Annotated in this window: 25 protein-coding genes; 11 read left to right on the forward strand and 14 right to left on the reverse strand. The window is 46.1% G+C overall.

Going from position 1 to position 24,366, the window contains the following annotated elements:
- Nucleotides 1-95: 95 nt before the first annotated feature.
- The 3 genes from RGU72_RS13000 to mobQ form a co-directional block, all read right to left on the reverse strand.
- Nucleotides 96-425 carry a type II toxin-antitoxin system RelE/ParE family toxin gene (locus RGU72_RS13000; protein ID WP_322120129.1) on the reverse strand — a complete coding sequence of 110 codons (330 nt, stop codon included), beginning with the start codon at nt 423-425 and terminating at the stop codon, nt 96-98.
- The gene (locus RGU72_RS13005; RefSeq protein ID WP_322120130.1) at nt 425-694 is read right to left on the reverse strand and encodes a type II toxin-antitoxin system Phd/YefM family antitoxin; all 270 of its coding nucleotides are present in this window, start codon (nt 692-694) and stop codon (nt 425-427) included. Before RGU72_RS13005 ends, RGU72_RS13000 begins: the two co-directional genes overlap by 1 nt.
- Nucleotides 695-848: 154 nt before the next feature.
- On the reverse strand, nt 849-2,213 hold the full coding sequence (gene mobQ / locus RGU72_RS13010) for a MobQ family relaxase (protein WP_322120131.1): 1,365 nt from the start codon (nt 2,211-2,213) through the stop codon (nt 849-851).
- Nucleotides 2,214-2,342: 129 nt separating this feature from the next.
- Between mobQ and RGU72_RS13015 the strand changes: the two genes are divergently transcribed.
- The gene (locus RGU72_RS13015) at nt 2,343-2,621 is read left to right on the forward strand and encodes a hypothetical protein (protein ID WP_322120132.1); all 279 of its coding nucleotides are present in this window, start codon (nt 2,343-2,345) and stop codon (nt 2,619-2,621) included.
- A 110-nt stretch (nt 2,622-2,731) separates the two neighbouring features.
- On the opposite strand, the gene RGU72_RS13020 is transcribed toward RGU72_RS13015, so the two are convergent.
- The 3 genes from RGU72_RS13020 to RGU72_RS13030 all read right to left on the reverse strand — a co-directional run bounded on the left by RGU72_RS13020 (nt 2,732) and on the right by RGU72_RS13030 (nt 5,239).
- Nucleotides 2,732-4,231, reverse strand: coding sequence for a phage/plasmid primase, P4 family (locus RGU72_RS13020; RefSeq protein ID WP_322120133.1), 1,500 nt, complete (start codon nt 4,229-4,231; stop codon nt 2,732-2,734).
- A gap of 144 nt (nt 4,232-4,375) precedes the next feature.
- Nucleotides 4,376-4,705, reverse strand: a complete 330-nt coding sequence (locus tag RGU72_RS13025) for a hypothetical protein (RefSeq protein ID WP_322120134.1) — start codon at nt 4,703-4,705, stop codon at nt 4,376-4,378.
- A 138-nt stretch (nt 4,706-4,843) separates the two neighbouring features.
- A complete protein-coding gene (locus RGU72_RS13030) occupies nt 4,844-5,239 on the reverse strand; it encodes a hypothetical protein (RefSeq protein WP_322120135.1) in 396 nt (131 codons plus the stop codon).
- Between the two features lie 150 nt (nt 5,240-5,389).
- Between RGU72_RS13030 and RGU72_RS13035 the strand changes: the two genes are divergently transcribed.
- The 3 genes from RGU72_RS13035 (at nt 5,390) to RGU72_RS13045 (ending at nt 8,696) form a co-directional block, all read left to right on the forward strand.
- On the forward strand, nt 5,390-6,082 hold the full coding sequence (locus RGU72_RS13035) for a hypothetical protein (protein ID WP_322120136.1): 693 nt from the start codon (nt 5,390-5,392) through the stop codon (nt 6,080-6,082).
- Nucleotides 6,083-7,339: 1,257 nt separating this feature from the next.
- Nucleotides 7,340-8,218: a response regulator gene (locus tag RGU72_RS13040; RefSeq protein ID WP_322120137.1), complete on the forward strand. Its 879-nt coding sequence runs from the start codon at nt 7,340-7,342 to the stop codon at nt 8,216-8,218.
- 115 nt (nt 8,219-8,333) lie between these two features.
- Entirely contained in the window at nt 8,334-8,696 is a 363-nt protein-coding gene (locus RGU72_RS13045) for a DUF1801 domain-containing protein (RefSeq protein WP_322120138.1), read from the forward strand.
- Here the strand turns inward: RGU72_RS13045 and RGU72_RS13050 are convergent.
- A complete protein-coding gene (locus RGU72_RS13050) occupies nt 8,675-9,436 on the reverse strand; it encodes a hypothetical protein (protein ID WP_322120139.1) in 762 nt (253 codons plus the stop codon). The genes RGU72_RS13045 and RGU72_RS13050 overlap by 22 nt on opposite strands.
- A gap of 194 nt (nt 9,437-9,630) precedes the next feature.
- On the opposite strand from RGU72_RS13050, the gene RGU72_RS13055 reads away from it, so the two are divergent.
- Nucleotides 9,631-10,362, forward strand: a complete 732-nt coding sequence (locus RGU72_RS13055) for a transcriptional regulator (RefSeq protein WP_322120140.1) — start codon at nt 9,631-9,633, stop codon at nt 10,360-10,362.
- A gap of 60 nt (nt 10,363-10,422) precedes the next feature.
- Here RGU72_RS13055 and RGU72_RS13060 read toward each other — a convergent pair whose 3' ends face one another.
- Nucleotides 10,423-10,923 (reverse strand): Lrp/AsnC family transcriptional regulator, encoded by a 501-nt coding sequence (locus tag RGU72_RS13060; protein WP_322120141.1) that lies wholly within the window; start codon nt 10,921-10,923, stop codon nt 10,423-10,425.
- Nucleotides 10,924-11,200: 277 nt separating this feature from the next.
- On the opposite strand from RGU72_RS13060, the gene hppD reads away from it, so the two are divergent.
- Both hppD and phhA read left to right on the forward strand, forming a co-directional pair.
- Complete coding sequence (gene hppD, locus RGU72_RS13065) at nt 11,201-12,316, forward strand: 4-hydroxyphenylpyruvate dioxygenase (protein ID WP_322120142.1); 1,116 nt, start codon at nt 11,201-11,203, stop codon at nt 12,314-12,316.
- Between the two features lie 106 nt (nt 12,317-12,422).
- Complete coding sequence (gene phhA, locus RGU72_RS13070) at nt 12,423-13,316, forward strand: phenylalanine 4-monooxygenase (RefSeq protein ID WP_322120143.1); 894 nt, start codon at nt 12,423-12,425, stop codon at nt 13,314-13,316.
- 189 nt (nt 13,317-13,505) lie between these two features.
- Here phhA and RGU72_RS13075 read toward each other — a convergent pair whose 3' ends face one another.
- Nucleotides 13,506-14,405, reverse strand: a complete 900-nt coding sequence (locus RGU72_RS13075; RefSeq protein WP_322120144.1) for a LysR family transcriptional regulator — start codon at nt 14,403-14,405, stop codon at nt 13,506-13,508.
- 94 nt (nt 14,406-14,499) lie between these two features.
- On the opposite strand from RGU72_RS13075, the gene RGU72_RS13080 reads away from it, so the two are divergent.
- Entirely contained in the window at nt 14,500-15,468 is a 969-nt protein-coding gene (locus tag RGU72_RS13080) for a sodium-dependent bicarbonate transport family permease (RefSeq protein ID WP_322120145.1), read from the forward strand.
- Nucleotides 15,469-15,686: 218 nt separating this feature from the next.
- On the opposite strand, the gene RGU72_RS13085 is transcribed toward RGU72_RS13080, so the two are convergent.
- Together RGU72_RS13085 and RGU72_RS13090 are read right to left on the reverse strand one after the other, a co-directional pair.
- On the reverse strand, nt 15,687-16,214 hold the full coding sequence (locus RGU72_RS13085) for a GNAT family N-acetyltransferase (RefSeq protein WP_322120146.1): 528 nt from the start codon (nt 16,212-16,214) through the stop codon (nt 15,687-15,689).
- Between the two features lie 84 nt (nt 16,215-16,298).
- Nucleotides 16,299-16,769 (reverse strand): response regulator, encoded by a 471-nt coding sequence (locus RGU72_RS13090; protein ID WP_322120147.1) that lies wholly within the window; start codon nt 16,767-16,769, stop codon nt 16,299-16,301.
- A gap of 363 nt (nt 16,770-17,132) precedes the next feature.
- On the opposite strand from RGU72_RS13090, the gene RGU72_RS13095 reads away from it, so the two are divergent.
- Entirely contained in the window at nt 17,133-18,146 is a 1,014-nt protein-coding gene (locus RGU72_RS13095) for a hypothetical protein (protein ID WP_322120148.1), read from the forward strand.
- Between the two features lie 125 nt (nt 18,147-18,271).
- Here the strand turns inward: RGU72_RS13095 and RGU72_RS13100 are convergent, their stop codons facing one another.
- From RGU72_RS13100 to RGU72_RS13110, 3 genes are all read right to left on the reverse strand, one after another.
- Complete coding sequence (locus tag RGU72_RS13100) at nt 18,272-19,108, reverse strand: DUF2087 domain-containing protein (protein WP_322120149.1); 837 nt, start codon at nt 19,106-19,108, stop codon at nt 18,272-18,274.
- Between the two features lie 789 nt (nt 19,109-19,897).
- Nucleotides 19,898-20,761, reverse strand: coding sequence for a lipid A biosynthesis acyltransferase (locus tag RGU72_RS13105; protein ID WP_322120150.1), 864 nt, complete (start codon nt 20,759-20,761; stop codon nt 19,898-19,900).
- On the reverse strand, nt 20,758-21,624 hold the full coding sequence (locus RGU72_RS13110; protein WP_322120151.1) for a lysophospholipid acyltransferase family protein: 867 nt from the start codon (nt 21,622-21,624) through the stop codon (nt 20,758-20,760). Before RGU72_RS13110 ends, RGU72_RS13105 begins: the two co-directional genes overlap by 4 nt.
- A gap of 336 nt (nt 21,625-21,960) precedes the next feature.
- On the opposite strand from RGU72_RS13110, the gene metK reads away from it, so the two are divergent.
- Together metK and RGU72_RS13120 are read left to right on the forward strand one after the other, a co-directional pair.
- Complete coding sequence (gene metK / locus RGU72_RS13115; protein WP_322120152.1) at nt 21,961-23,139, forward strand: methionine adenosyltransferase; 1,179 nt, start codon at nt 21,961-21,963, stop codon at nt 23,137-23,139.
- A gap of 35 nt (nt 23,140-23,174) precedes the next feature.
- Nucleotides 23,175-24,206, forward strand: a complete 1,032-nt coding sequence (locus tag RGU72_RS13120; RefSeq protein WP_322120153.1) for a M14 family zinc carboxypeptidase — start codon at nt 23,175-23,177, stop codon at nt 24,204-24,206.
- Nucleotides 24,207-24,366 lie beyond the last annotated feature (160 nt).

A 24,366-nucleotide genomic window follows, 5' to 3' on the forward strand; every position in this document is an offset into this window, starting at 1 on the left:
CTTAGGTCTGTATTTTCAAGCAAGCAGCAGGTACAGGCTTTCAATTGTCTAGTAAATACATTACTAGCTGTTTTCTAAATATTGTATTGGTCCGATTACATAACCCTCAAAAGTCGTCGGGTAAGTAACGATTCCATATCTCTTCTAACATCGACAATGACATGCACATAAATAGTGTCTTGCCTTACTTCGTAAATGAGACGATTCATTCCAGATAAGACTTGTCTGTATTGTGTGAGGTTTAGTTTTTCAATTTCGTCTGGAATGCAACCAGTCTGCGGAAAATTTTGCAGATTACGGATTGCTTCTTTTATCTTGGCGTAGGTAGTGCTCCAAGTCTCAGCGGCAAAGTTCTTGAGAATATAGGCTCTGAGTTCTTTCAGATCTTGCTCAGCCGAATCGAGTATGACGACTCTGAAGCCCATTAGTGATCTGCCTTGTCCAGTTCGGCAAACATATCCTCAGCGTCGCGATATTTGCCTTGCTCAATTTCACGATTGCCGAGCGCCAGAATTTTGAGCAGTGCGAGTGTTTCTTCTTGTTCTTCAAAGCTCTTCACGTCCATGACAACCAGCTTGGCTTCGCCATTCTGTGTAATCAACATAGGCTCACGATTTTCCGTAATGTCTTTGATAATTTCAGCAGCGTGACTCTTGAGGTAGCTGATAGGCTTTACCTGAGTTGAGAATTTCATGATCAGATCTCTATTGCAAAGGAATAAAGACTAATTTTAGTCCTAATTAAGACTCATGTACATAGTCGGAATTTTTATTTTGACAATAAAATCAATAATATTTGCACCCATAAAGAATGTAAGTATGCATGGACAGCCCGGACGCTTGGACCTATTAAATTTTCAATCGTGGAAGATGAACCTGTTCCGAACCACCAGCACTACTGCCATCTGATTTTTCAACGACATAACTTTTAATGACATTGCTGTCGTTGACAATCTTCAGCGTTGGTTTGCAATCGCGTATGACTTCAAGGTCGGATTTGCTTGGTTTGTATCCTGTAATTTGTTCTGGTCGGAATGCACCTGACAAAATTGCTTGCAGAAATACTTGTGACTTGAATTCATCACTGCCAGTCAAGTGAAGCCCTAGCCAGCCCTTTTCTATGGCTAACTTGATAGCAATCTTGACTTCCTCGTCTGTACCATTCGCTATTTTTATTTGACTACCGTAATCATAAATTTTGCCGCCACCATTGAGATTGATTTGAAAACAGATACCGATATCGGTGTCAATCTCGTCCACGCTAGTGCAATCGCTGGCAAATATTTCCAACAAAATCGGAATGTAAGTTCTGACAAAAATCGCTTCACGGTATTTTCTATTGTTCTTTGTGTCGGTGGAATTTAAGAATAAATGCTTGGATTTTTTTGCTTGAATAATTTCTTGTTGGCTTGGACTGGTTTCACCTTCCAATTTCAATGAAGTGATGAATTGCTTACTTTTTTCGTTACTCATATTTTTCTCCTTGATTAGTGTGTTGAGTGCCTTTCGTTTTGAGGTAATACCTCGTTTGTCCATCGCATGACAATTTGCACCGACATGCACAGTCGGAATTTGGTCTAGTCCCTGGTCTTGTAAACTGCGGTGGCCAATGCGACTTTTACTTGATGCAATGGATAATCTTCTGTTGCAATGCTTTGCCCACTGCTCGCGCCATCCTTCCAATTGCTCTTTACTGTTCCAATCACGATTTTTCTTACCGAATCCGTCGTTAGTGATATTGACTTCACGGGTGGTCAGCAAAATATGAGCATGGGGATTTCCTTTTTTATTGTGAATGACGACATCGGCAATCATGCCTTTGCTAGTTAGCTGTGTATGTACAAATCGTTCAAGCAAAATAATCTGCTGTGAAGCGCTCAACTCAATCGGTAAGGCGACTTCTATTTCACGGGCTACCTGTGCATCCTTTCTGGTTTCGGACTGCTCTACGGCATTCCAAAGCTGTTCACGGTCTTTCATCCATTGCGGTGCATTGGGTGGTGTGAAGATACGGCGATAAGACACTTCTTTTTTGCGGGTGTAATCAAAGGTTTGACCCGTGCGGTTATCATGGATTTTTTCTCCAGCACGATAAGCGGCTGCTGCCGTAGCACTTCTGCCCGTGGTTCGGGTAATGAGTTTTACACTCAAGTGGTAAATAGCCATATTCATTCTCCTGAACGTCTTTGTTTGGGCATTCAGCTTTGAGCACACGTTGAGAGATTTATCCTCAACGTATAAGTGCGCTGTTCTGCTCTTGACGTTTCTTTTTTGTTTGTTATTTATGTACTACAGCGTGAATTTGAAATGTCAACGCTCGCACAATAAAAACAGGAGATAAAAATGAGCAAACCGAATTTAGACAAACTACTTCAGCAAAGAGCTGAGCTTGAGGCTCGCATTCAGCAAACAAGAAATTATGAAATGGCAGAGGAAAGAAAACGAGATACCAGGCGAAAAATATTGGCTGGTGCTTATGTGATTAAGCTGGCTGAGAATGACTTGAAAAAATTAGGTAGGGAACTGATTTCAGCAGGAATGCTTGAACCAAGGGACTATGCTTTATTTGGAGTGGATAATGATTCTGCTGACTTTGATTCTAATCGCTTGTCCTTGGAGTGATTGATTTTTACGGCAAGATTAGAAAAGTGCATGGACGGGCTGGACACCTGGGCAGACTAGGCAGAAAATCAAAAAATCATAACTTTCTGCCTAGCTGTAGAGGCTAACTCTTAACCATAAAATGCCTGTTCAATTTCGTTTTTTTCAAAAGCAACTTGTTCTACCAAGTCTTCGTTGCAAAAAACTCCAGTCGTTAAATTGATACAACGGACTCGTTTTTTATCGACCCCTTTTCCAAGCATAATTCGTGTTGCTTTGATTTCCGAAAACTCAGTGTGAAGACGGGTAAAAAACTGTTGACCAGCACATGCCTGAAATCCATTTTCACGACAAAACTCTTTATAGTTCTCGAAAAGAATAGCTTTGTCGGTATAAGGCTGATCATCATCGGAATAGCTAACCCCATTTGATTCAACCCAGTTTGTCACATTGTTGGATTCAACTTTCGCTGAGCGAACGGCTTGCTTGGAAGCTTCAGGAATGGTGAACATTCGGTTTTTTTCCAACCTTTGTAAACCTGCCAAAGCCCAATCTAAAACAATGTGTAATTCGGATTGAATGATTTCTTGGTCAAGGTCAAGAACGAGCTTGTCACCTGTAAAAGTCTGGTTCCATTCAACTACATGCAGACGGCGCCAGAAGGCATCGGACTGGTCGGTTAATGCTGGCAAGTGATTGGCACAAATAATGAATTTGGCGATATTCTGATAGCTCAATACATCTTTGAACTTTCGGTCAATTGAGGTCGTGCCACCGGAAATCAAGGACTTCAAAACCTGCTGGTTAATTTTCCCTTTTGGTGTTTCGTCGCAGACGACCAAGGTTGCACCGACTAAATTAGATAAATTAAAACCGTCAAGTTTATCTAACTGCATGGCAACGGCTTTTTCATGCAATGCCATGACAATGTTCAACATCGTGCTCTTGCCATTGCTGCCCTTTGCACCAATCCACAAATGCCCGGTCTGGTGTTTGACATGGGAACACAAGGTATAACCCACATAGGTTTGCACCAGCTCCCGGACTGCTGGATCAGGCAAGGAGGATTCAATAAACCTAGCAAACAATGAGTTGGCGGGAACAGGTACTGGAACATACTCGCCAAATGGTGCAATCGTTTTAACTGGCACACAATGGGTAACTCCGATATGTCGTTCTGGACTGTTCAATGTAATAGAAAAATCATTGTTGAACTTAAACCAGCCACCATGCACTGGAACAATAGTGCCTTTTGGTTTTGGTGGTAACGATTTTACCAATAACAGGGCGGTCTTTACACAGCTCACTGCTGTTCCCGCTTGGGCTCGCTGTGGCACATTTTTACCCAACCACATTAAAGCATGTCGGGAATTTTCGGAATCCGTCTGCAACTTCCAGAAGCTGGAGTTCCAGCAGTAGATCAATTCGTCTTTTTTTGTGACGGAATGGTCGCTTTCCATTTTTTGAGCATATTGAAATTCTGCTGCAATTTTTGTTTTACTCGTACCAGTTGCAGTGTTTTGTCCTCCCACTGGTGTACGGTTGGTTGGGAAATTCATTGTTCCCACCGTGACAGGTGTGTCACCAAATGGGTCCAAAGATTCTTCATTTAAATTGACTGTTGTGTACATGATTTTTTCCATTATTTAAGTTATTTTTTTCCATGGATACGGTGGAATTCCAAAATCTGCACCCGCAGACCTGAACCGTTGTGTCACCGTGAACCCCGCATAACGGGGTTCTACACATAGGTGCGTCGCTGAATATTTTGTCGATTAATGTAAGGTCGTCGCTGTACCGTCTTTGTCTTGGACGATAATTTTTAGGGCAAGACTGTTTCCTTGAGAGACAAGCTCAATATCAATGATGTCGCTGATTAAATGACCTTTTTGGGCGACATCCACCAAAATACCCATCATGAGTCCCAAGGCTTCACCTGACATTTCTTCACTCAAGGCTTCACCGACTGATGCCCAGAATCCCATGCTGCCTTGGCGAGTCATGTTATCAAGCGGTGTCTGCAACTGTTCTGCTGTATCACGAATGGTTTTAATGCCGCTAATGGCACAGCCAATCATATAAATTTCGTGCGTTTTGGTATTCATTTTTACTGCTCCTTTAAGTGAGTTAGGGTTGTTATTTTTATTACCTGTCGTCGCTATGCTGGAGTCTTCGTCGCTTTGTATTTCAAATTTCGTCGCTGTATTTTTACTGATTTGTATGACCTACGAATACTGATTCAGTTAGTTGTACAGTGCCTCGTAGTAAGCACTGCCAAAGTCTTGGTATCGCTCAAATTGCCCGTCTTCTGGAAGATCGGTGTAACCTGCTGCAACCCTCGCTTCGGCCCATCTAATCGTTTCGCAACGAGCGATATAAGGTGGCAATCCTCGCTTGGGCTGGTAATCCTGAAGAAAACCGTCAATGGCTAATTCCTCGTTAGAAGCACGGACGATTTTTTCTTCAAACATACCCATATCCCAATAGCCGATCAGATAGTCTTTTTCGGTGAATTCCTCGTCGGTCACGATATGGATATAATCGCTCCATTCCTCTTCTGTTAGCTCGCTGGATGTACTCATATCCAAGTCACCAAACCAATCGTCAAAATCGAATTCATTGTTAATTTCAGTGTTCATATTTTTTCCTTTATATAAGTTGTGTTTGCGGGGAAAATTATATAAATTTTGCGCATATATGAATATTGAACGTTCTGGCAAAACAAGGCTTGGTAAAATTGCAACAGTTTCTGTTGTAAAAAAATTCCCTATTTATTGTTGAAATCGAAAATGAACAATAGTAAAAAAACTGATAAAAAATTGACGGGATTACCGAAATTAAAGACCCAGCTTTGGTTAGCTTCAGTCATAGAAGGTAGCCATCAAGTATCCCTTGAGAAAACGCTTTATTGGCTGTATGAAAAAGGGTTGGAAGGCGATTCAAACAAGTGGTATCGGTATAGTTCTTGTTCTTCCACGCCACGACCAGAACTCATTGCAGCGGTAGATAAAATATTGCCTGGCACAGCAAAAATATACCGCTCAGGGTCTGAGCGCTTTCCACTGTTTCTTGTGCTGGAAAAGAATGAAGGTGCTTGTAAAAGGGTGGTGTCTAGCTTGCTTGCGGATGCAAGGCTATATCAGTCAGAAAAAAGTGTGGCTGAAAAATGTCGTACGCTGCTTCAATATATGGTTGAGTACCAATTTGAAGAAGCGTGGTGCGGTTCGCCCGTAGACCTAGATAAGTTAGTCGTCAGTCCAACCAACAATGCGATTGCAAAGAGCTACAAGGATAAAAATCTGAATAGACGTACCGTGCTGGCAATCGTCGCGCTGTGGATACTTGCACAGTCTGGTGAAGACCCCAAGGCAATTAATTACACGGATTATTTTTTGCTGGGAATTTTATACGAGCCACTGACGGATAATTTCGGGAAACTTATTGCGGAATTTATTCAAGAGATGTATCGGGAGGCTGGGTAGATAAAGACAGCCTGTCCGGGTGGCCGGGCTGTCCATGTGGATTTCTAGTTGTGGGAATAAATCTGTCTACTGCATATCGGTTGTTATGCTTTTTCGACTTAGAAAATGATGCTACCGCTGGTGCGGCAAGCCTGATAATGTCCAGCCTAAATCACCGCTTTCATCCAAGTAGATTGATGTGTTCATAAAAACCCAAAAAAATGGCCTCTCATAGAGAGACCATTCAAAATAGTTCGGTGCCTAGGTTTGACGCGCTCAAAGCACGCTTACGATTATGACGGAATTTGTCGCAAATTCTCTGGGCGTTAGCTACTTACACCGAATCCGTCACTACGAACTCACTTTACACGTTTAAAGGTGTACATGTACACCACGCCATCAAAAATTTCCCCTCTGTAGCCCACTTCTGATTCCTATAAGAAATTATAGCCAATTATTTGTTTTCAAAAAAATAATTTTACTACTCTCGCAAATGAAAACGCCGGAATTCTATTTGGAACACCAAAACCACGATTTCTTGGACAGATTATTGCTGTTTATTTTAGTCCGAAATCCAGCGGCGATTTGGTGAAAGTGAGGCCAGCACTAGCGCGGCAGCCGATACCAATTTTTGGGTACTGGTAATTTAGAAAAAATGGCGTCAAAATGTGGCATTAAGTGTTCCAAACAAGTGGAACACCTGTTGGTAGCGATTTTGTGATTAACACCTATATAAATCAATCACTTAGGTGTTTTGGTAGCCCGTCCGCCCCGGGCCACCAAGAACAATTACAATCAAATCAATAAGATACGATTGAATTTAATAAAAATTAGCTTCTCTAGGGAAGCTTTTTTTATGTCTTTCTGACAAATTTCTGACACTCGTACTACACCTTCCCGAGCAACCTTGAGCTTGATCATTATTATCTGCAGCACCTCTGCTCGCAAATCGAGGAACTTGAAACTCACCCCATACGACAATTAGCACTGCCTATGTAACTTAGGCTAACGAACACATTGTTACTCCTTTTATATGAGCTAGTACGCTAATCGATTCTTAATAATTAATCGAACTACTATCATATAAATTCAGCACAGAAAATTATTATTTAATCATTACATTCCTCTAGCACTATCTAGTAAACGATGACCTCATGGGCTACACTAAAAACTGTAACTTGTTGAAAATAAACGACAAAGCGATATCTGAATCAAAGGCTTGTGTTATTATTTAATTAATAACTTATTGACATGTAAAACTTGGGGTCGGCATCTATCATGAATCAGACATTACCAGCGGAGACAATGGAAACAGAGAAACACCGCTTTATCCTTGAAATGTTAGGATTTTCTGATGCGGAAAAAACCATGCTGTCCTCTACGTTCCGCCTAACGGGAAGACGTTCATTCTGTTACGCAGAACCAAGCAGCGAGCATGACCGCGCTGATATTTACCTGGTGAATACTGATAATGCCGAAGCAATACAACAATTAGAGAAACGCTCTCCTAGCATCCATGCGCCAGCAGTACTGATTGGGCGCACTGCAACAGAAACTGCCAGTTGGCCGCTCATACAAAAACCGATACATTGGATGCGTTTGTTTGGGCAGTTAGATGATTTGATGCAAGCGGCGCTGTTAGAACGTAACCGCCGCACACAAAACATCAACCAACATTGGGATGGGCAAACCTACCGTCGCAACATCGATAAAAAATTGGCGCCAGAGTCCCCAATCGCCGCTCCTAAAAAGCCTGTTGAATCCGTTTTAGTCGTCGATGACAGCGCTACCGTCCGGGCATTTATGCGCATCAAATTAGCGCCGTTTCATTTTGATGTGGATTATGCCGAGAACGGCGAGCAAGCAATTGCGATGGCCGAGATTAAAAAATATACCTGTATTTTTCTCGATATTATGATGCCTGGCATTGACGGCTATAAGGTCTGTAAACATATCAAAGCCAACCCGTCAACTAAAAACACCGCTGTAGTGATGCTGAGCAGCAAATCTTCTGCATTTGATAAATTCCGCGGCGCTTGGGCAGGTTGCGATACTTATCTGGGGAAACCAGTTGATGAAAATGATTTGCTCGCAACGATCGCCCGCTTTTTACCAAGTTCTCGTGAGATGCATGTTGGGCAGGCTACGCTAGCCTGACATCAACAGTCTGAGTAGCAATCACACCTGATATCTACTCAATATGTATCCAATTAAAGATCCGGCGGTAGCAAAAATATTTGAAAGCTAACCGCTACCAATCCGCCAAAAGCTCTTGTTGCTGAGAGATCTTATTTTATCGACGGCGGCTGCGACTGAAGGTGTGGGTAAGATCGAAGAAACGCTGAAATGGGGCGAACCTGCGTATCTGACCAGCGCCAGCAAAAGTGGCAGCACAATCCGCATCGCATGGAAGGCTGCTTATCCGTCAAAATATGCGATGTACTTCAAGTGCCATACAACTCTGATCGACAGCTTCCGTACATTGTTTCCAAATGATTTCGTCTTTGAGGGTAACCGCCGCATTGTCTTTGCAGAAGAAGCCGTGTTACCCACAGAGTATCTATCGTTTTGTATAGCCGCAGCACTCACTTATCACATCTGTAAAAATACGCCTCAGCACAAGCTATCGTCTTGAGCCGCATGGGTCTTTATTCTCTGTACCAAGCGCCCCACTAAAACACCGGCAGCAATGCTGGCCAAAAGATGCTTCATTGTATGGCCGCTAATAACACTACCTAGCTGAAAGATGTCGTGATCGTATATTTCTGTCACCTTCGCAAGGATATATAAAAGCAAGGCGCCACCAAAAGCAATACGATCCGATTTAGGCGCCCGATAAATCGTTTGCCAAAGCGGAATTAATATCAGCGGCAATCCTTGCAAAAACAAATATGGACGCAAATCTCCAGCACCGTATGCGTCAGTGACGTACCACCATGCGACGCTAAAAATAGCAAAGAGAACGAGTACATTTGCATCTGTTTTGCGATTTACGTTTGGCACATTCTCCGCTCTCACCGCAGAAAGCAATCCAGCGCAGGCGAATGCAATCGGTAAGCGATCCCATAGCAAGCGCGCATTATCGGGGGCAAGGTGGTAAAAGCCCGAGCCCAATGCCGTCAATAGCAAACCTGCTAAAAATAATCGATAACCAATCCAACCTGCTTCGATACTTGCGTGTTTTCGCATTGGCCACAAACGATACATGCCCCAAATGGCAACGACAGCGAAACCAAGGTTAGAAAAAACATCGGCTGCATGCGGCACACCAAGAAAATCCGATAGATCGGCAAACTCGTGATAATGCGCCAGCTGCTCGATTGGGCCATGTGCAATGAGTAAAACGCCACATAAAGTAGTGAATAAAAATGGCAAGCAAATAAAAATGCGCCTCAAAGTAAGCCCCCTGATTGATGAATGTTGATTCATCAGAAGCTTGCCCCTGTCTCGAATAAAATGATACCTTCTTTAAAATAGTTCTGATTTTTATTAAACTAAGCATCAAATATCAATACTCAATATAAGCTCAAACTAAGCTAAAACTAAATTCAAACGAAGGCAAAAACCCAATGACAGAAGTAAAGCAATTGGTCGCGACGCTCAAAAAACAGTTACGACTGCAAGGTAAAACTTATAAAGATGTGGCGATCGCTTTTAACTTGTCGGAGCCTAGTATTAAGCGGCTTTTTACTTCAGGACGCTTCCCAGTTGATCGCCTGGTGCAGCTTAGTAATCTGCTCGGCTTTACCTTGGCAGAATTAGCGCAAGAGGCTAGCGCGACCGAGCCGCGACTAAGAACGCTCAGCGATGCGCAAGAAAAAGAATTGATCTCCGATCCCAAGTTGCTGTTAGTTGCTGTGTGTGCGCTCAACCACTGGAGCCTAAACGATATCGTAGGTAGATATCAATTGACTGAGACGGAGTGTCTGCAAAAGCTATTACGACTAGATCGTTTACAACTCATCGCCTTATTGCCAGGTAATCGCATTCGTCTGAACGTCGCACGTGACTTTGACTGGCTTGCAAACGGACCTATTAAACGTTACTTCCAAGAGCAAGGTTTAACCGATTTTTTGAACAGTCCTTTTTTAGAAAGCGATGAAACTCTGAGTTTCTCAAGCGCCATGCTGACCGAAAATGCCATCACAAAAATGCAAAGCGAACTGAGACAACTACGTTTGAAATTTGCAGAGTTGCATCAAGAAAGTTTATCTTCACCTTTGCCCAAACGTCGTGGCAATGGATTATTACTTGCGATGCGCGAATGGGAGCCGATGGCGTTTGTTGAGCTTCGCCGCTAACTTGCAGGTAACTTAAAACATGAGTGGAATTACGCGATGGTTTGCACCCCTCACGCTGCACTAAACACTAAGCACAGGCAAGGCAGTCGTATCTTTAATCTGCTGCAAAGCAAAGCTCGACTTTACATCCAATACCGCCGGATGTCGTAATAGCGTTTCCATCATAAAACGGGAAAAGTGATCCATATTCTCGACATGGACTCTGAGCAAATAATCCATCTCTCCCGTCATCGCATAGCAAGCGACGATTTCTGGCCACTGATCTACCGATGCGGCAAAATCATTACGCGGTGAGCGGGATGCGCCTTTACCCGGCGCGTCGTTATGCTTTTCTAGCCGGACATTGACATAGGCGAGCAAACCCAAGCCAATTTTGGCGGGCTCTAGCAGTGCGACATACTTGCGGATCACGCCGCTGTCCTCCAGCCGCTTGATGCGCCGCAGGCAAGGCGATGGTGACAAATTAACGCGCTCAGCCACCTCTTGATTAGTCAATCGTCCGTCGGCCTGCAAGATCGCCAGAATCTTACGGTCAATTTTATCCAATGGAACTGTCGTCATAGTCTGCCAATAATTAATCAATATCAGCAATATTATTGCTTAAAAAAGAAATTTATTGGGTAATTTTGCAATTTAATGGCGTGATTGGCGGACTATACTGAGATCTTAATCTGTGTCAAAAAATCGCTCGATTGGATGACCTTGATTGCCGCCTTCCAGCGCCTGCGGTGTGTTTTAAAGAATTGATAGATTCAATTGAATCAACTGACGAATCAACTCACTCACTTTGCGCGGACAACTGTATTATTTTTTGACGACTTAAATTTAGGAGACAAGCATGGAATTCCAGCCTTGGGACAACCCGATGGGTACTGACGGATTTGAATTTATCGAATACGCCGCAACCGAGCCAAAAGAAGTCGGCGAATTATTTGAACGTATGGGCTTTACCGCCATCGCCAAACACCGCACCAAAGATGTCACGCTGTATCGCCAAGGCGGCGTCAACTTCATCATCAACGCCGAGCCAGATTCATTTGCCCAGCGTTTTGCCCGCAAACATGGTCCATCTGTTTGTGCGTTTGCCTTCCGTGTTAAAGATGCCAACGCAGCGTATAAACGCGCATTGGAGCTCGGCGCATGGGGTTTCGACAATAAAACTGGCCCGATGGAACTGAACATTCCAGCTATCAAAGGCATCGGTGATTCTCTGATCTATTTTGTTGACCGCTGGCATGGCAAAGATGGCGCGCAACCGGGCACTATCGGTAACATCAGCATTTACGACGCAGACTTTGTCGCCATCCCGGGCGCGGATCAACATCCGGTTGGCAATGGCCTGACCTACATCGATCATTTGACGCACAACGTCCACCGTGGCCGTATGAAAGAATGGGCTGATTATTACGAAAGCCTGTTCAATTTCCGTGAAGTCCGTTACTTCGATATCGCCGGTAAGCACACCGGTTTAAAATCCAAAGCAATGACCTCCCCTTGCGGCAAAATCCGTATTCCTATCAATGAATCATCGGATGACAAATCCCAAATCGCGGAATACCTAGATCTGTACCACGGTGAAGGCGTACAACATATTGCGATGGGTACAGACAATGTGTACAAAACCGTCGCCGATATGAAAAACGATGGCGTCGTGTTCCAAGACACGATCGAAACCTATTACGATCTGATCGACCGTCGTTTGCCTAACCATGGTGAGAACCTGGAAGAATTGCGCAAGCTGCGTATCTTGGTCGATGGCCATAGCAGCGAGAATAAACGCGAACTGTTATTGCAGATTTTTACGACGACCGTGATCGGCCCAATCTTCTTTGAAATCATCCAGCGTAAAGGTGATCAGGGTTTTGGTGAAGGTAATTTCCGCGCTCTGTTTGAATCAATTGAACTTGATCAGATACGCCGCGGCGTGCTCAAAGACGACACAGCACCAGCGTAAGCGCCAAGCTACATCAAACCAGATTGCACGCTTGGTTTGCAAAGGCTAACAGGATAGTCAGCGATGTTCTGTTAGCCTTTTTGTCTATCAAAGAAGAGGAAAAATCATGTTGACAGCAACTGCAACTGCGAGCGTTACTAGAGAAGAATTTTTGGCTACCGTGGCTGAAAAATCCTATGGCGCCGTGCTGCGTGGCGACTACAGTCTGGCCGATACGCGCTATGTTGTGCAGCAAGACTGGGATGCCTACACCGAAGCTGAGCATGATCTGTGGCGCAAACTGTATCAACGTCAGGCGGCTCTATTGCCCGGTCGTGCCTGCAATGAATTTATCGATGCCTTGAATAAAATGGATGCGGCCAATGGCATCCCCAACTTTGAACAAACCTCAGAAGAATTATTTAAAGCGACCGGCTGGCGCATCGTTGCGGTACCCGGTCTGATACCTGAGTTGTCATTTTTTGAGCATCTGGCCAATCGCCGTTTTCCGGTCACAGTGTGGCTGCGTACACCGGAAGAATTTAACTACATTGTTGAGCCGGACGTATTCCATGATTACTTCGGCCATGTGCCTATGCTATTCAATCCGGTGTTTGCCGACTACATGCAGTTATATGGCAAAGGCGGTTTAAAGGCGATGGACTTAGGCGGGCTGGATTATCTAGCACGGCTGTATTGGTACACGGTGGAATTTGGCCTGATCAACACAGCGGAAGGCGTGCGCATTTATGGCGCCGGGATTTTATCTTCGGGTGGCGAGGTGGAATTTTGCCTGAAACCGAATACCAGTTCCCATCATATTCATCTGGACATACAACGCTGTCTGCGCACCTTGTACAAAATCGATTCGTATCAGGAAACCTATTTTGTCATTAACAGTTTCCAAGAATTGTTTGAGGGTACGGCACCCGATTTTGCACCTTACTACGACAAGCTCAAGCAACTTGACGCTTTGCCAGCAAACACCTTACTTGAAGGTGAGATCGAACTCGTCAGTTAAACTCAGATTGACAATCAGGTGCTCCAACTTCGGGCGTATATTCTTTGAATAGTACGCTCTTTTTTTGTCTGTCGATTTACCACAAATAAATATACTCCCCTATGAAATTTATAAAATAGACTTATTGCCCAACGATTACTTGGACAATTTAAATATACCTATAGGGAGTATTTAATAAGCAAAGAGTAATTATTCTGCTTTCGCTTCAGCATAAGTCGCTAAATAAGCCAGAAACGCAGAGGCAATCGGTGATAAACGCTTGCCATGCAAAGTCACGATATACCAGTTGGCATGGATAGGAAAACCTTCTACCTTAAGCACACGCAGAGCGTCATCAATCAACGCCTCGCCTAAAGCGTTACGCGATACGACAGAGATGCCCATGCCACCGGCGACCGCCTGTTTGATCGCCTCGTTGCTACCCAGCTCCAGACGAACTTGCGGCTGAAAATGTTGCGCGGCAAAAAATCGATCACAGGCTAACCGTGTTCCCGAACCTTGCTCACGCAAAATAAATCGTTCTGTCGCCAATTCAGCAAGCTGGATATGGTTCTGTTGTACCAGACGATGCGTCGCTGGTGCGATCACTTCTAACAGATTAGGCAGAAACACTTGCTGATCAATATCAATGTCGGTCGGCGGCATAGACATGATGTAGAGGTCATCACGGTTATCGCGCAATCGCTGCACGACGCCGTCACGGTTTAACACCTCTAAAGCGATGTCAATTTCTGGATATTGCTCACAAAACGCACCTAGCAGACGGGGAATAAAATATTTTGCCGTACTGACCACAGCAACCCGCAAGCGGCCTCGCGTCAGCCCCTTCATCGCATCAATCCGCTGCTCATATGAGGACAGCTCATCCACCATCATGCGCGCGGATTTCGCCAATTCTTCCCCCGCCGGGGTCAGCGACAATCGCTTGCCGATGACTTCATACAGCGGCAGACCAACCGCGTCGGTTAATTCCCGCAGCTGCATAGAAACCGTTGGCTGCGTCACATGAAAAGCTCTGGCAGTCGCGGTAATGCTCTTCAATTCAGCGAGAGATAAAAATAAGTTGAGTTGCCGGAATGTGACGTTCATCTAGTTTTGATTATGGTTAATGCTAAATAAATTGATTTTACCTGATGAATTATTCCACATAAGATGCGCCCAGTCCAACTACTCACATACTCTTATGCAAAGCATCTTAGACCCCGCGATCTTATTTTTTGCCTTTGGTATTTTTGCCGGCATGATCAAATCCAATTTAGATATCCCGCCTCAGCTCTCACGCTTTTTATCGCTCTATCTGTTAATGGCATTAGGTTTAAAAGGCGGATTTGCGTTAGCGCATTCGGGACTGACGCCCCAAATTGTCAGCAGCCTTGGATGCGCAATCTTGCTGGCGGTGCTGGTACCAGCGCTTGGCTATCAATTGCTAAAACGCTTTATCAATCACTATGACGCTGCCGCGATCGCGGCCACTTATGGATCGGTGAGTGCAGTGACATTTATCACCGCCGTGCAGTATCTGGAAAACCATCATCTGGCCTATGGCGGTCATATGGCAGCGGCGATGGCGCTGATGGAGTCCCCCGCAATTATCATGGCAGTGATCTTTGCTAATACCTTGCGAAAAAAATCGGCTAGCGGTTCGCCCCATCCAACCTCGCTCAGCAAGGTGCTGCACGAATCGTTGACCGACGGCGCGCAGTTACTATTGCTCGGTTCGATGGTGGTGGGAATTATTTCAGGCGAGAGCGGCAAGGCTGCCATGCGACCTTTTTCGGGCGATTTATTTAAAGGCATGCTCGCCTTTTTCTTGCTCGATATGGGTTTGATGGCAGCGCGTAAATTACCTGAAATCAAAGGCCAATCGCCATGGATTATCGCCTATGCCATCGTCACGCCGCTATGTCATGCGGCATTAGCTTTGGGTCTGGCATGCTTGCTGAAACTACCCGCAGGCGACGCCAGTTTGTTGATGGTATTGGCTGCCAGCGCATCGTATATCGCGGTACCTGCGGTATTACGCTACACCATCCCCGAAGCCAATCCCTCGCTGTATTTGGGTATGTCGCTGGGCATCACTTTTCCACTGAATATTTTTTTGGGAATCCCTTTGTATATCGCCATTGCGCATCAGGTCATTGGCGTCGGGTGACTTGACTGGCGGACAGGAAATCCGGCGTAATATCCATCTGCATCAGATGGCATGAATTAAACCCGGATATCCCATTCGACCGTTATCACTTCGTAGAAAAGCAGATGGCGTGCGGCCTTAAGAGGAATAACGCCACAGCAGTATGAGTAGATAACTTGTCGCTGTTCCAATGGAAAACTGGGCTTAAGGCATCGTCATTTAAGGCGTCGTGAATATCATCACTGACGCTGCAAAACCCATAAATCTACTAGTTCATTTTCTGTATCCAACTGAGGTCCCACGCACTTGAAATGGAGTTTTTGTACAACGCGAGCAGAGGCAAGATTATCGGGAAGGATTTCAGCGACGACTTGCGCTGCCCCCATACTAAATGCATCGTCGACCAACTGTCGGATCGCGGTTGTTGCCGCACCTTGGCCACGGTAATTGGTAGAAATGCTATAGCCGATTTCTACCGACCCTTGTTTGAGTTCGCTCTTAAATCCACAGCTTCCGATAATCATATTGTCCGGTTCTTTGACAATATAAAAAACCCGGCACCATTGTTCCGATTGTCCCTCACTAATTTGCGTTAAGGCCCGCGCGGCAACAAATGCCGGAGGTAGTGCGTCCTCTGCAAATGCATACTGCAAATCGCCAGGGTTGTGTGACTGAGCTAACTCGGTCAATTCTGGCAATGTGATAGGAACAATGAAGACGGACACCGGAGCATGCTCCTTGTTGTAATGCGTTTGGAAACGATACATGCCATGCGTAAATTATGCACGACGTGCGTGATGTGCGCGATGTACATATGCGAGGAACAACACATTTAGCGTGCCGCAAAAAAATTATGGCATCTGCTTATCTTGGTCGTGCGTGAACTGCTGAACAACGCTCTGTCCCGGTAAATCCAAGATCGCTAATTGTCGTCTGGATAAAATCGATTCTAATTTTTTTTGCAAACTCATTAGCTTAAATGGCCGGACGATATAGCCATCAGCACCTGCTTGCGCCGCAGCCATAATATTTTCTTTATTTGCTTGCGCTGTGTACATCAAGATAGGGAGCTGACTGGTCTCTGGATTTTGCCTGATCGAGCGTATCAGGTCTAATCCGTTCATCAATGGCATGGCGCAATCGGTAACCACAAAACCGATGGGAGAACCTAACAGTTTTGCCGACTTAAAGGCACGTAATGCCATTTCACCATTCTGGGCTTCAGAGATGCGGGTATAACCGATTTCTTTTAACAGGGCGATCAAAATCAGACGCATATTCAGATCGTCGTTGACCACCAAAAAATGAAGCTCAGTATTCATAAAGTCTTTTTTATAGCAGTACACGTTTACCCATCAGTCACATCGGTACGAGATAACTATTCCATCTTGCGTTTGAAAACATCAACGCATTTTCAATACTAGGGCTTACGCAAAATTGTCCGAACAAGGCGCGGCTACGACGTTAGTACTTTGTTACAGCCAAGAGCTACAAGGCAGCTGGGGCGGTCTTGCGTAAGTGCTAAATATACGACGGAACTACTTATTTCTTTGTACGTTACCCAACGCAAATTGAATAGGAAGGATATAACCAATCTACAAGCCAACAAATGATGCTAAAGCAAGGTACGACCTTATGTGAGACAACACACAAACTACGGCCTAGAGACGGCGTATGATCATTTTATGGTTACCTCACTGACCCCTTTATCGACAATTACACCTCTGGTGTTACCGACCATTGTGCAAAATCCGTCGGCTTCAAACACGCCCATCGTGACTGCCACTCCAGCCGTCGGATTGGTGCCTGACGCACTGCCGGTGGATAGCGCAATACCCTTGAGCCCGACCATTATTCAAGCTTTGCCATCATCGGACGGAATTGATGCAGTCGGTACAGCCAGTATTGTCGATTTATCAGCAGCGGCGCAAAGTCTTGCAGGGACCAGTGACACTGCGGCGGCAACGCTGGCTAGCATTGCTAGCAGCGACCCTTTACTGGTTGAGCAACAAATTACTGAGCAGTTGCTCGCCGCAGCATCGGCTTTGCGTAACCAGCAATCGAGTACTGCTTTATATTCAGCACAAACTGTGGAGCAAGAAGCGGCAAGTAATGCTGCCCTGCAAAGCACACTCGCAGACGTAGCACTGGCGAGCGCAATTGAAGAATCCACCAGCGCTGGCGCAACTTCAGATACATCAACAAAAGCAAATAGCGCCGCGCCCCAAACAAGCACGACGCAAGCATCGATAACAAGTGCTCCAGCCACCCCGGCAGACGTCAGCACCCCAGTCGTGACGGACACGACGCTGACACCGGCTACGGTTACCACCTTGACGACAGGCTTGACCGATCAAGCAGAAACTCCGGCAGAACTAGTAAATGCGGCAAACACAGCAAACACAGTAACCACATCCACTAATACCGCCGACGCCGAACTACAACTACTAATCAATTCGCTGACAGTTCCCTCCAGCGATCCGGTAGTTGCTGCGGCGATTGCAGCGCATTATCTGGCCAACGGTATTGGTACCAAGAAAATCGACGTCGATGAAGATGCACCGCCCGAGAGCGACAACGAAGTGGAAGCGATCACGCCAATCGCACCCACGCCGCTGGATCTGCATGGTGGTACCAGAGATGATGCTGCCAACGGCGTCACTTGGCATTGGAAACCTGTCAACCCGATTCAGCGGTAACTCAATTAACCAAAAAACAAAAAATATACTCCCCTCTAGTAATATTAAGATGTCCATATAATTACTGGGCATCAAGCCATATTTATTAAAAATAATTGGGAGTATATTATCTTATGTCTAAAAATCTACAAACGCCAGTACACGCCATCCTCACGCTTCATCAACATATTGGTAATCATTTCTCGTCGCAACGTCGCGTAGTCTTCGTGGTATTGCAGAAAAAACTGATTGATTTCTGATTCTGCGTAACGTCGTTCAGTTTGCAGTTGATTGACCAGCCAGCGCAAAATCACGAGCCGCTTTTTACGTTGATCGGGGATTTTTGTCAGGCGATTATTTTGGATAAAAGTGTGTATTACGCGCTGCGATTCTGCGTCTGTCGACTCCAGATCCAACAGCGTTTGTCGCGCATCCCAGGCTGCGTTAAAACGCTCGATGCGACTAGTTTGTAGTCGCTGTTGCGATAGCGCCAGCCAGCTTGCCGAACCATAACCAAGAACAAGATCGTTTGCGATTGGCTGCCACCATGCTGCATCCGTACTCACACCCAAGGCATGCAAATACTCGGCTTTAACGACGATAAACTGAAGTCGGTAAGGTAGCAAATACGATGCTGGGTCTGACTGCAACTGCAACTGCAACTGCGCTTCTGCATAACTGGCATACCAATGATTGGTGTAGCCGCTAACTTCTTTACCATGCCAGAAGTCACCAAAATCATCCTTTAAATCTCCCGTCTGGACTTCTCCACCGAGCACAGCACGCGCATGCTCCCAATGCTGAAAGCCTGCGTCAGCGGCAGCCAGATTCAAACAATGTCGCAATTGCCATGTCTCCGGCAAGGTCCAGTTGTGCTGCCGGCTCAGCAACAATGCACGTTTAGTCGCGGCGACATTATTGGTTTGCAATAGCTTGATTAACAGCCGGGTGCGGGTCTTGATTTCTGTCGTCAGCGCATTCATAGCGATGCTCCTGAAATAGTTTCAGAAAATCGCAGTACAGAGCATGGTGACAAAGCAGTGGTAAGGTAAAACTGGGAAACGAGAATTAACATGATAAGGCTCCTGTTCGCTTATCGACGACCCGCTGACGTCAAACGAAACTTGGATTCATCACATTAAAAAAGAATGGATTGCAGGGTGAGAGCCTCTTGTGCGGGCAGGCGCCCCAGAGCACCTGTGCCGCGATTGTAGGATGTGATGAAGGTGCGTGTCAACTAACGTGAACTAAGCAAATCCACACTGCGTATAAATAAGTTGTACCGATTTCTGCTTGAACCCAGCTTTCCCATTAGACCGCTACTAACTACTTCGCAAAAAACGCGCAAAAAACGCAGACGGCGTCCGGTCTTCAGAGGGATAACACGACCGCGATTTGAGTGGGAGCGCTACAGCGACAATTGCACCTTTGGCGAACTGCCTGGCGTTGTTGCTCCTCCTAGCAAGATGCAGCTTGCGTCGTCGCGTCTAGCCAGTCAGTCCGCCAAAGGCACACTTGTCGCTGTTCTAATGGAAAATCTGGGTTAAATTTCAAGCTGAAATTCTGCTCATTTAGGACTGACGCAAAAAACAAAACCCCTCACCACAGAGGCACAGAGGAACAACAAAGAAAGAGAAAGGCAAGATTTCGCTGTTCTCATGATTTTCTCTGTGCCTCAGTGTCTCTGTGGTGAGAGGTCTTGATGTTTTATATTAAGCGATCTGGTTCCATGTGAATGGCAGCGAGTAGCTTTCCGTTTTTGCGTAGTCCTATTAATAAATGCTAGACTCGCCGGGAGGCCGGGTTTTAAAACGCTTGTGTGCCCAAAAATATTCCGCTGGTGCTTTCAAGATTTCGGCTTCGATAAACGTGTTCATAAAACGGGTTGCGGCAATCATATCTTCACCAGGATAATTTTCCCAAGCGGGATGAAATGTCACTTTCCAACCCTGATAATCAGGCAGCATTGTTGCAATCACGGGGATCACTTTGGCGTGGGTCGTCGCTGCAATTCTGGCGGTTGCGGTGAGGGTCGCAGCAGGTGTGCCAAAGAAGGGAATAAACTCAGCATCCTTAGGACCGAAGTCCATATCGGGCAGCATAAAAAAGGGCAGGCCTTCACGCATCGCACGGATGATAGGCTTGACTCCCTCGGCACGCGAAAATAGTTTTACCGGACGAAACCGCGAGCGACCTTTGCGCAAGGCCTGATCAAATACTTTGCTGCGCTGCTGGGTATAAATGGAGCATAAAGAAGACTCCAGCATGACCGCCACACCAGCTACATCTAGGCTGACAAAATGCGGACACATCAAAATCGTCGGTCCTTCTTGTATGCTGGCGAGAGGGACTGCGGGATCAATCTGAATTAGCTTTTTTAAGCGTTGTTCTGACGCCCACCACAAGATGCCGCGCTCCAATACGCTGCGTGCATAAGCCTGAAAATGTTGCCGGGCGAGTTTGACTCTTTCTTCCTCGCTTAAGTGCGGCAAACACAGTCGCAGATTCGTCAAAGTGATATGACGACGTGATTTGATGATGCGAAAAAGGAGCACACCGACAGCATCCCCAAAACGTCCTAATACCGGCAAAGGCAACCAATGCAACAACCACATGAAACCCAAGACCAATTTCATGCAACGTCCCTGTAAATCGTATTTGCATCGGTGGGGCCGCTCACCCCATCAGGTACTTTATAGCGGTTATAACTCCAGAAATATTGGGCTGGACTATGCGCAATTAATTTCTCCATCGCCGCATTAATGGCTTGTGCTTGCTCCGTCGCATCACCAGTCAGCTCTTCATCAAACGCGACAAATCGAATGATATATCCACGTCCAAACGACAAGCGCTCTGCGTAAGTCAATATCAGCGGTGCGCCTGTCATCGTTTGTAATTTGGCCGACAAGGTCATGGTGTACGCCGGCTTACCAAAAAATCTGGCCCATACGCCCTCACCTTGCTGTGGTACCTGATCTGGCAACAGACCAATCGCCTCCCCTTTTTTTAAGGCTTTTGCCATTGTTCTGACACCCAATAAATTCGCAGGCGCCAAGATCAAATTCTCACGCGCTCTTGCACCTTCGATCAGGGGTTTTAACGCAGCTTTGCGTGGCGGCCGATATAAGGCAGTTAAACGGGTTCGGGCAGCGATAGCCTGGGCGATGATTTCAAAACAGCCGAGATGTGGCGTGAGTAAAATCACACCTTTTTTAGCATCTAAGGCCGCTTGCACGATGTCCCAATTTTCTACCGATGCGGTACGCAAAACCCGCTCCGGGTTGGCGCACCAGATGAAGGGAAGTTCCAGGACGTTTTTTCCGGCCTCCCGCACTGCGGTAGAAATATGCGTGGTAAAACCTGCGCGGGTAATATTGGCTTGCAAACGACGGCGATACGATCCGGAAAAAAGATAAACCAGCCAGCCCAATGCGGCGCCAATGGCATGCAAAACAGGCAATGGGAAAATCGACAAAAATCGGAATAAAGCGACGAGCATAATGTCTCTCAGCATGAGAAAAATGAGCACTAACCCAAAACTCGTTCAGGAAAACCTTGGCAAACCCGGGCAAATTAGACATAGTGCAGAGAAGAGGCGTAAAATATCACATTCTTAGTGACGACTATTGCAAAATTAAACTCGGCACCAATATCAATCCTAATAAATTGATATCAATGCAAAAATTAAACTGACAATTGTTTTCATGACGTAAAGCAGTAACCGCCGAGTTAACAGACAACTTGCGAGGCGGTATACAAGTTCCGCTAAAGCGTCGCAGGTTCTCTTTCCGACTGCGGCATGTTTAATACGGTCATTTTTTACAAGGAGCCTGCGATGGCTAATGATTTTCTCTTCACCTCTGAATCGGTCTCTGAAGGACATCCCGACAAAGTCGCCGATCAAATTTCCGATGCAATCCTCGATGCGATTTTTGAGCAAGACCCGCTGTCACGCGTGGCGGCTGAAACATTGGTCAACACTGGCTTAGTTGTTCTGGCAGGCGAAATTACCACCAATGCCCATGTCGATTACATTCAGGTTGCACGCGACACCATCAAACGCATAGGCTATGACAATACTGAATTTGGTATTGACTACAAAGGCTGCGCGGTATTGGTTGCTTACGACAAGCAATCGAATGACATCGCGCAAGGCGTGGATCAGGCCAGCGACGATCATCTCAACACCGGTGCCGGTGATCAGGGATTGATGTTTGGTTATGCCTGCGACGAAACACCTGAACTGATGCCAGCACCGATCTACTATGCACATCGTTTGGTCGAACGTCAGGCGCAGTTGCGCAAAGATGGGCGCTTGCCGTTCTTGCGTCCAGATGCCAAGAGCCAGGTCACGATGCGTTATGTCGATGGCAAACCGCACAGCATTGATACCGTCGTGTTGTCGACACAACATAGCCCCGATCAAAGCGATGGCACTAAGATGAAGTCGTCTTTTATCGAAGCCGTCATTGAAGAAATTATCAAACCAGTACTACCAAAAGACTGGCTGAAAGACACCAAGTTTTTAATTAATCCGACCGGACGTTTTGTCATCGGGGGACCGCAAGGCGATTGCGGCTTAACTGGCCGTAAAATTATTGTCGATACCTACGGTGGCGCTTGTCCACATGGTGGCGGCGCATTCTCCGGCAAAGACCCTACTAAAGTGGATCGCTCCGCAGCTTACGCAGCACGCTATGTGGCAAAAAATATCGTCGCAGCCGGATTGGCAAAACAATGCCAGATCCAAGTGGCCTATGCGATTGGTGTAGCACGTCCGATGAACGTGACGGTTTATACCGAAGGCACAGGGGTGATCCCGGATGATCAGATCGCTGCTCTGGTGAATGAGTATTTTGACCTACGTCCAAAAGGCATTATTCAGATGCTGGATCTGCTGCGCCCGATTTATTCTAAAACGGCGGCGTATGGTCACTTTGGTCGTGAAGAACCGGAGTTCACCTGGGAACGCACTGACAAAGCAGTGTTGTTGCGTAAAGCGGCTGGTTTGTAATTTTTTCGATACGTATTAAGTTGTAAGGTTGACGCATGCGATGGTGGACTCAGTTGGACGGTAATAATTTATCCAGTTCTACCTCGTCCGTCATTGCATGTGTCAGCCTGATGTTATTGATTTCATCAGCTAATGCGTCAGTCGTTACTGGCGCTGTTACTAATACTGCTGCAGCTAGTGCAGCGGCTAGTGCAAGCAACAGCGCGAGCAAGCCGCCTCTAGCGTCCACCTTATCCCCCAATCCCAAAGTCATCACCGACTGGTGCACGCCACTGGTGGCACGCTTGCCTAAAGTGTCGCTCAATGATTGCCGCAACAGTAAGGTAATGCCGACTGGGGCGAAATCCGTGAATGGCTTCCCGATTTTGGCGCGCGATTTTGAGGCGGTCTCTAAAATTATCACTAAAGCGGATACTAAACCTGACACTAAACGTAAGCCAGCCATCAAAATTCTGCTAATCGGCGGTATTCATGGTGATGAAAAAACAGCGTCGGCGATCGTATTTAAGTGGCTGGACAGTATGCAAAAACCTGCCGCGCAAGAATTTCAGTGGAAGGTCGCACCCATCGTCAACCCGGATGGTTTGCTGGCGGCCAAATCCAAACGTGTGAACGCGCATGGCGTTGACTTAAATCGTAATTTTCCGACGCCGAATTGGGAACAAGATGCGCCGCGTTATTGGGCCAACACCACACGCAGCGATCCGCGCCGCTTCCCCGGCAAAGCGCCGATCTCGGAGCCAGAAAGTCGCTGGGTATTTGATACGATAGAAAAATTCAAGCCCGACGTCATCATCTCGGTGCATGCCCCGTTTGGCGTACTGGATTTTGATGGCCCGGTCACACCGCCGATCCGCTTTGGCCGCCTGATGTTCAACCGGGTTGGCGTATATCCAGGCTCGCTAGGCAATTACAGTGGTGTCCACAAAGACATTCCAGTGGTCACGATAGAGCTACCCAACGCCACCGTCATGCCGCCAGACGCCGAAGTCCAGCGCATCTGGCAAGACATGCTGGGCTGGATCAAACGCAATGTGCCTGCGCAAGCTAAATTAGCACAGCGCTAACTGCAAAATCACTATACTCCCCCTATTTTTTATAAAAATAGGCTGATTGTCCAATAATTCTATGGACAATTAAATATACATATTAGGAGTATATTAAAATCAATCAAATCACTTTCCGCTCACAGAATCGCTAAAAGTGAGTTAAACCGACAACAGCTAT

The sequence above is a fragment of the Undibacterium sp. 5I1 genome (assembly GCF_034314085.1).
Classification (GTDB): Bacteria; Pseudomonadota; Gammaproteobacteria; order Burkholderiales; family Burkholderiaceae_D; genus Undibacterium.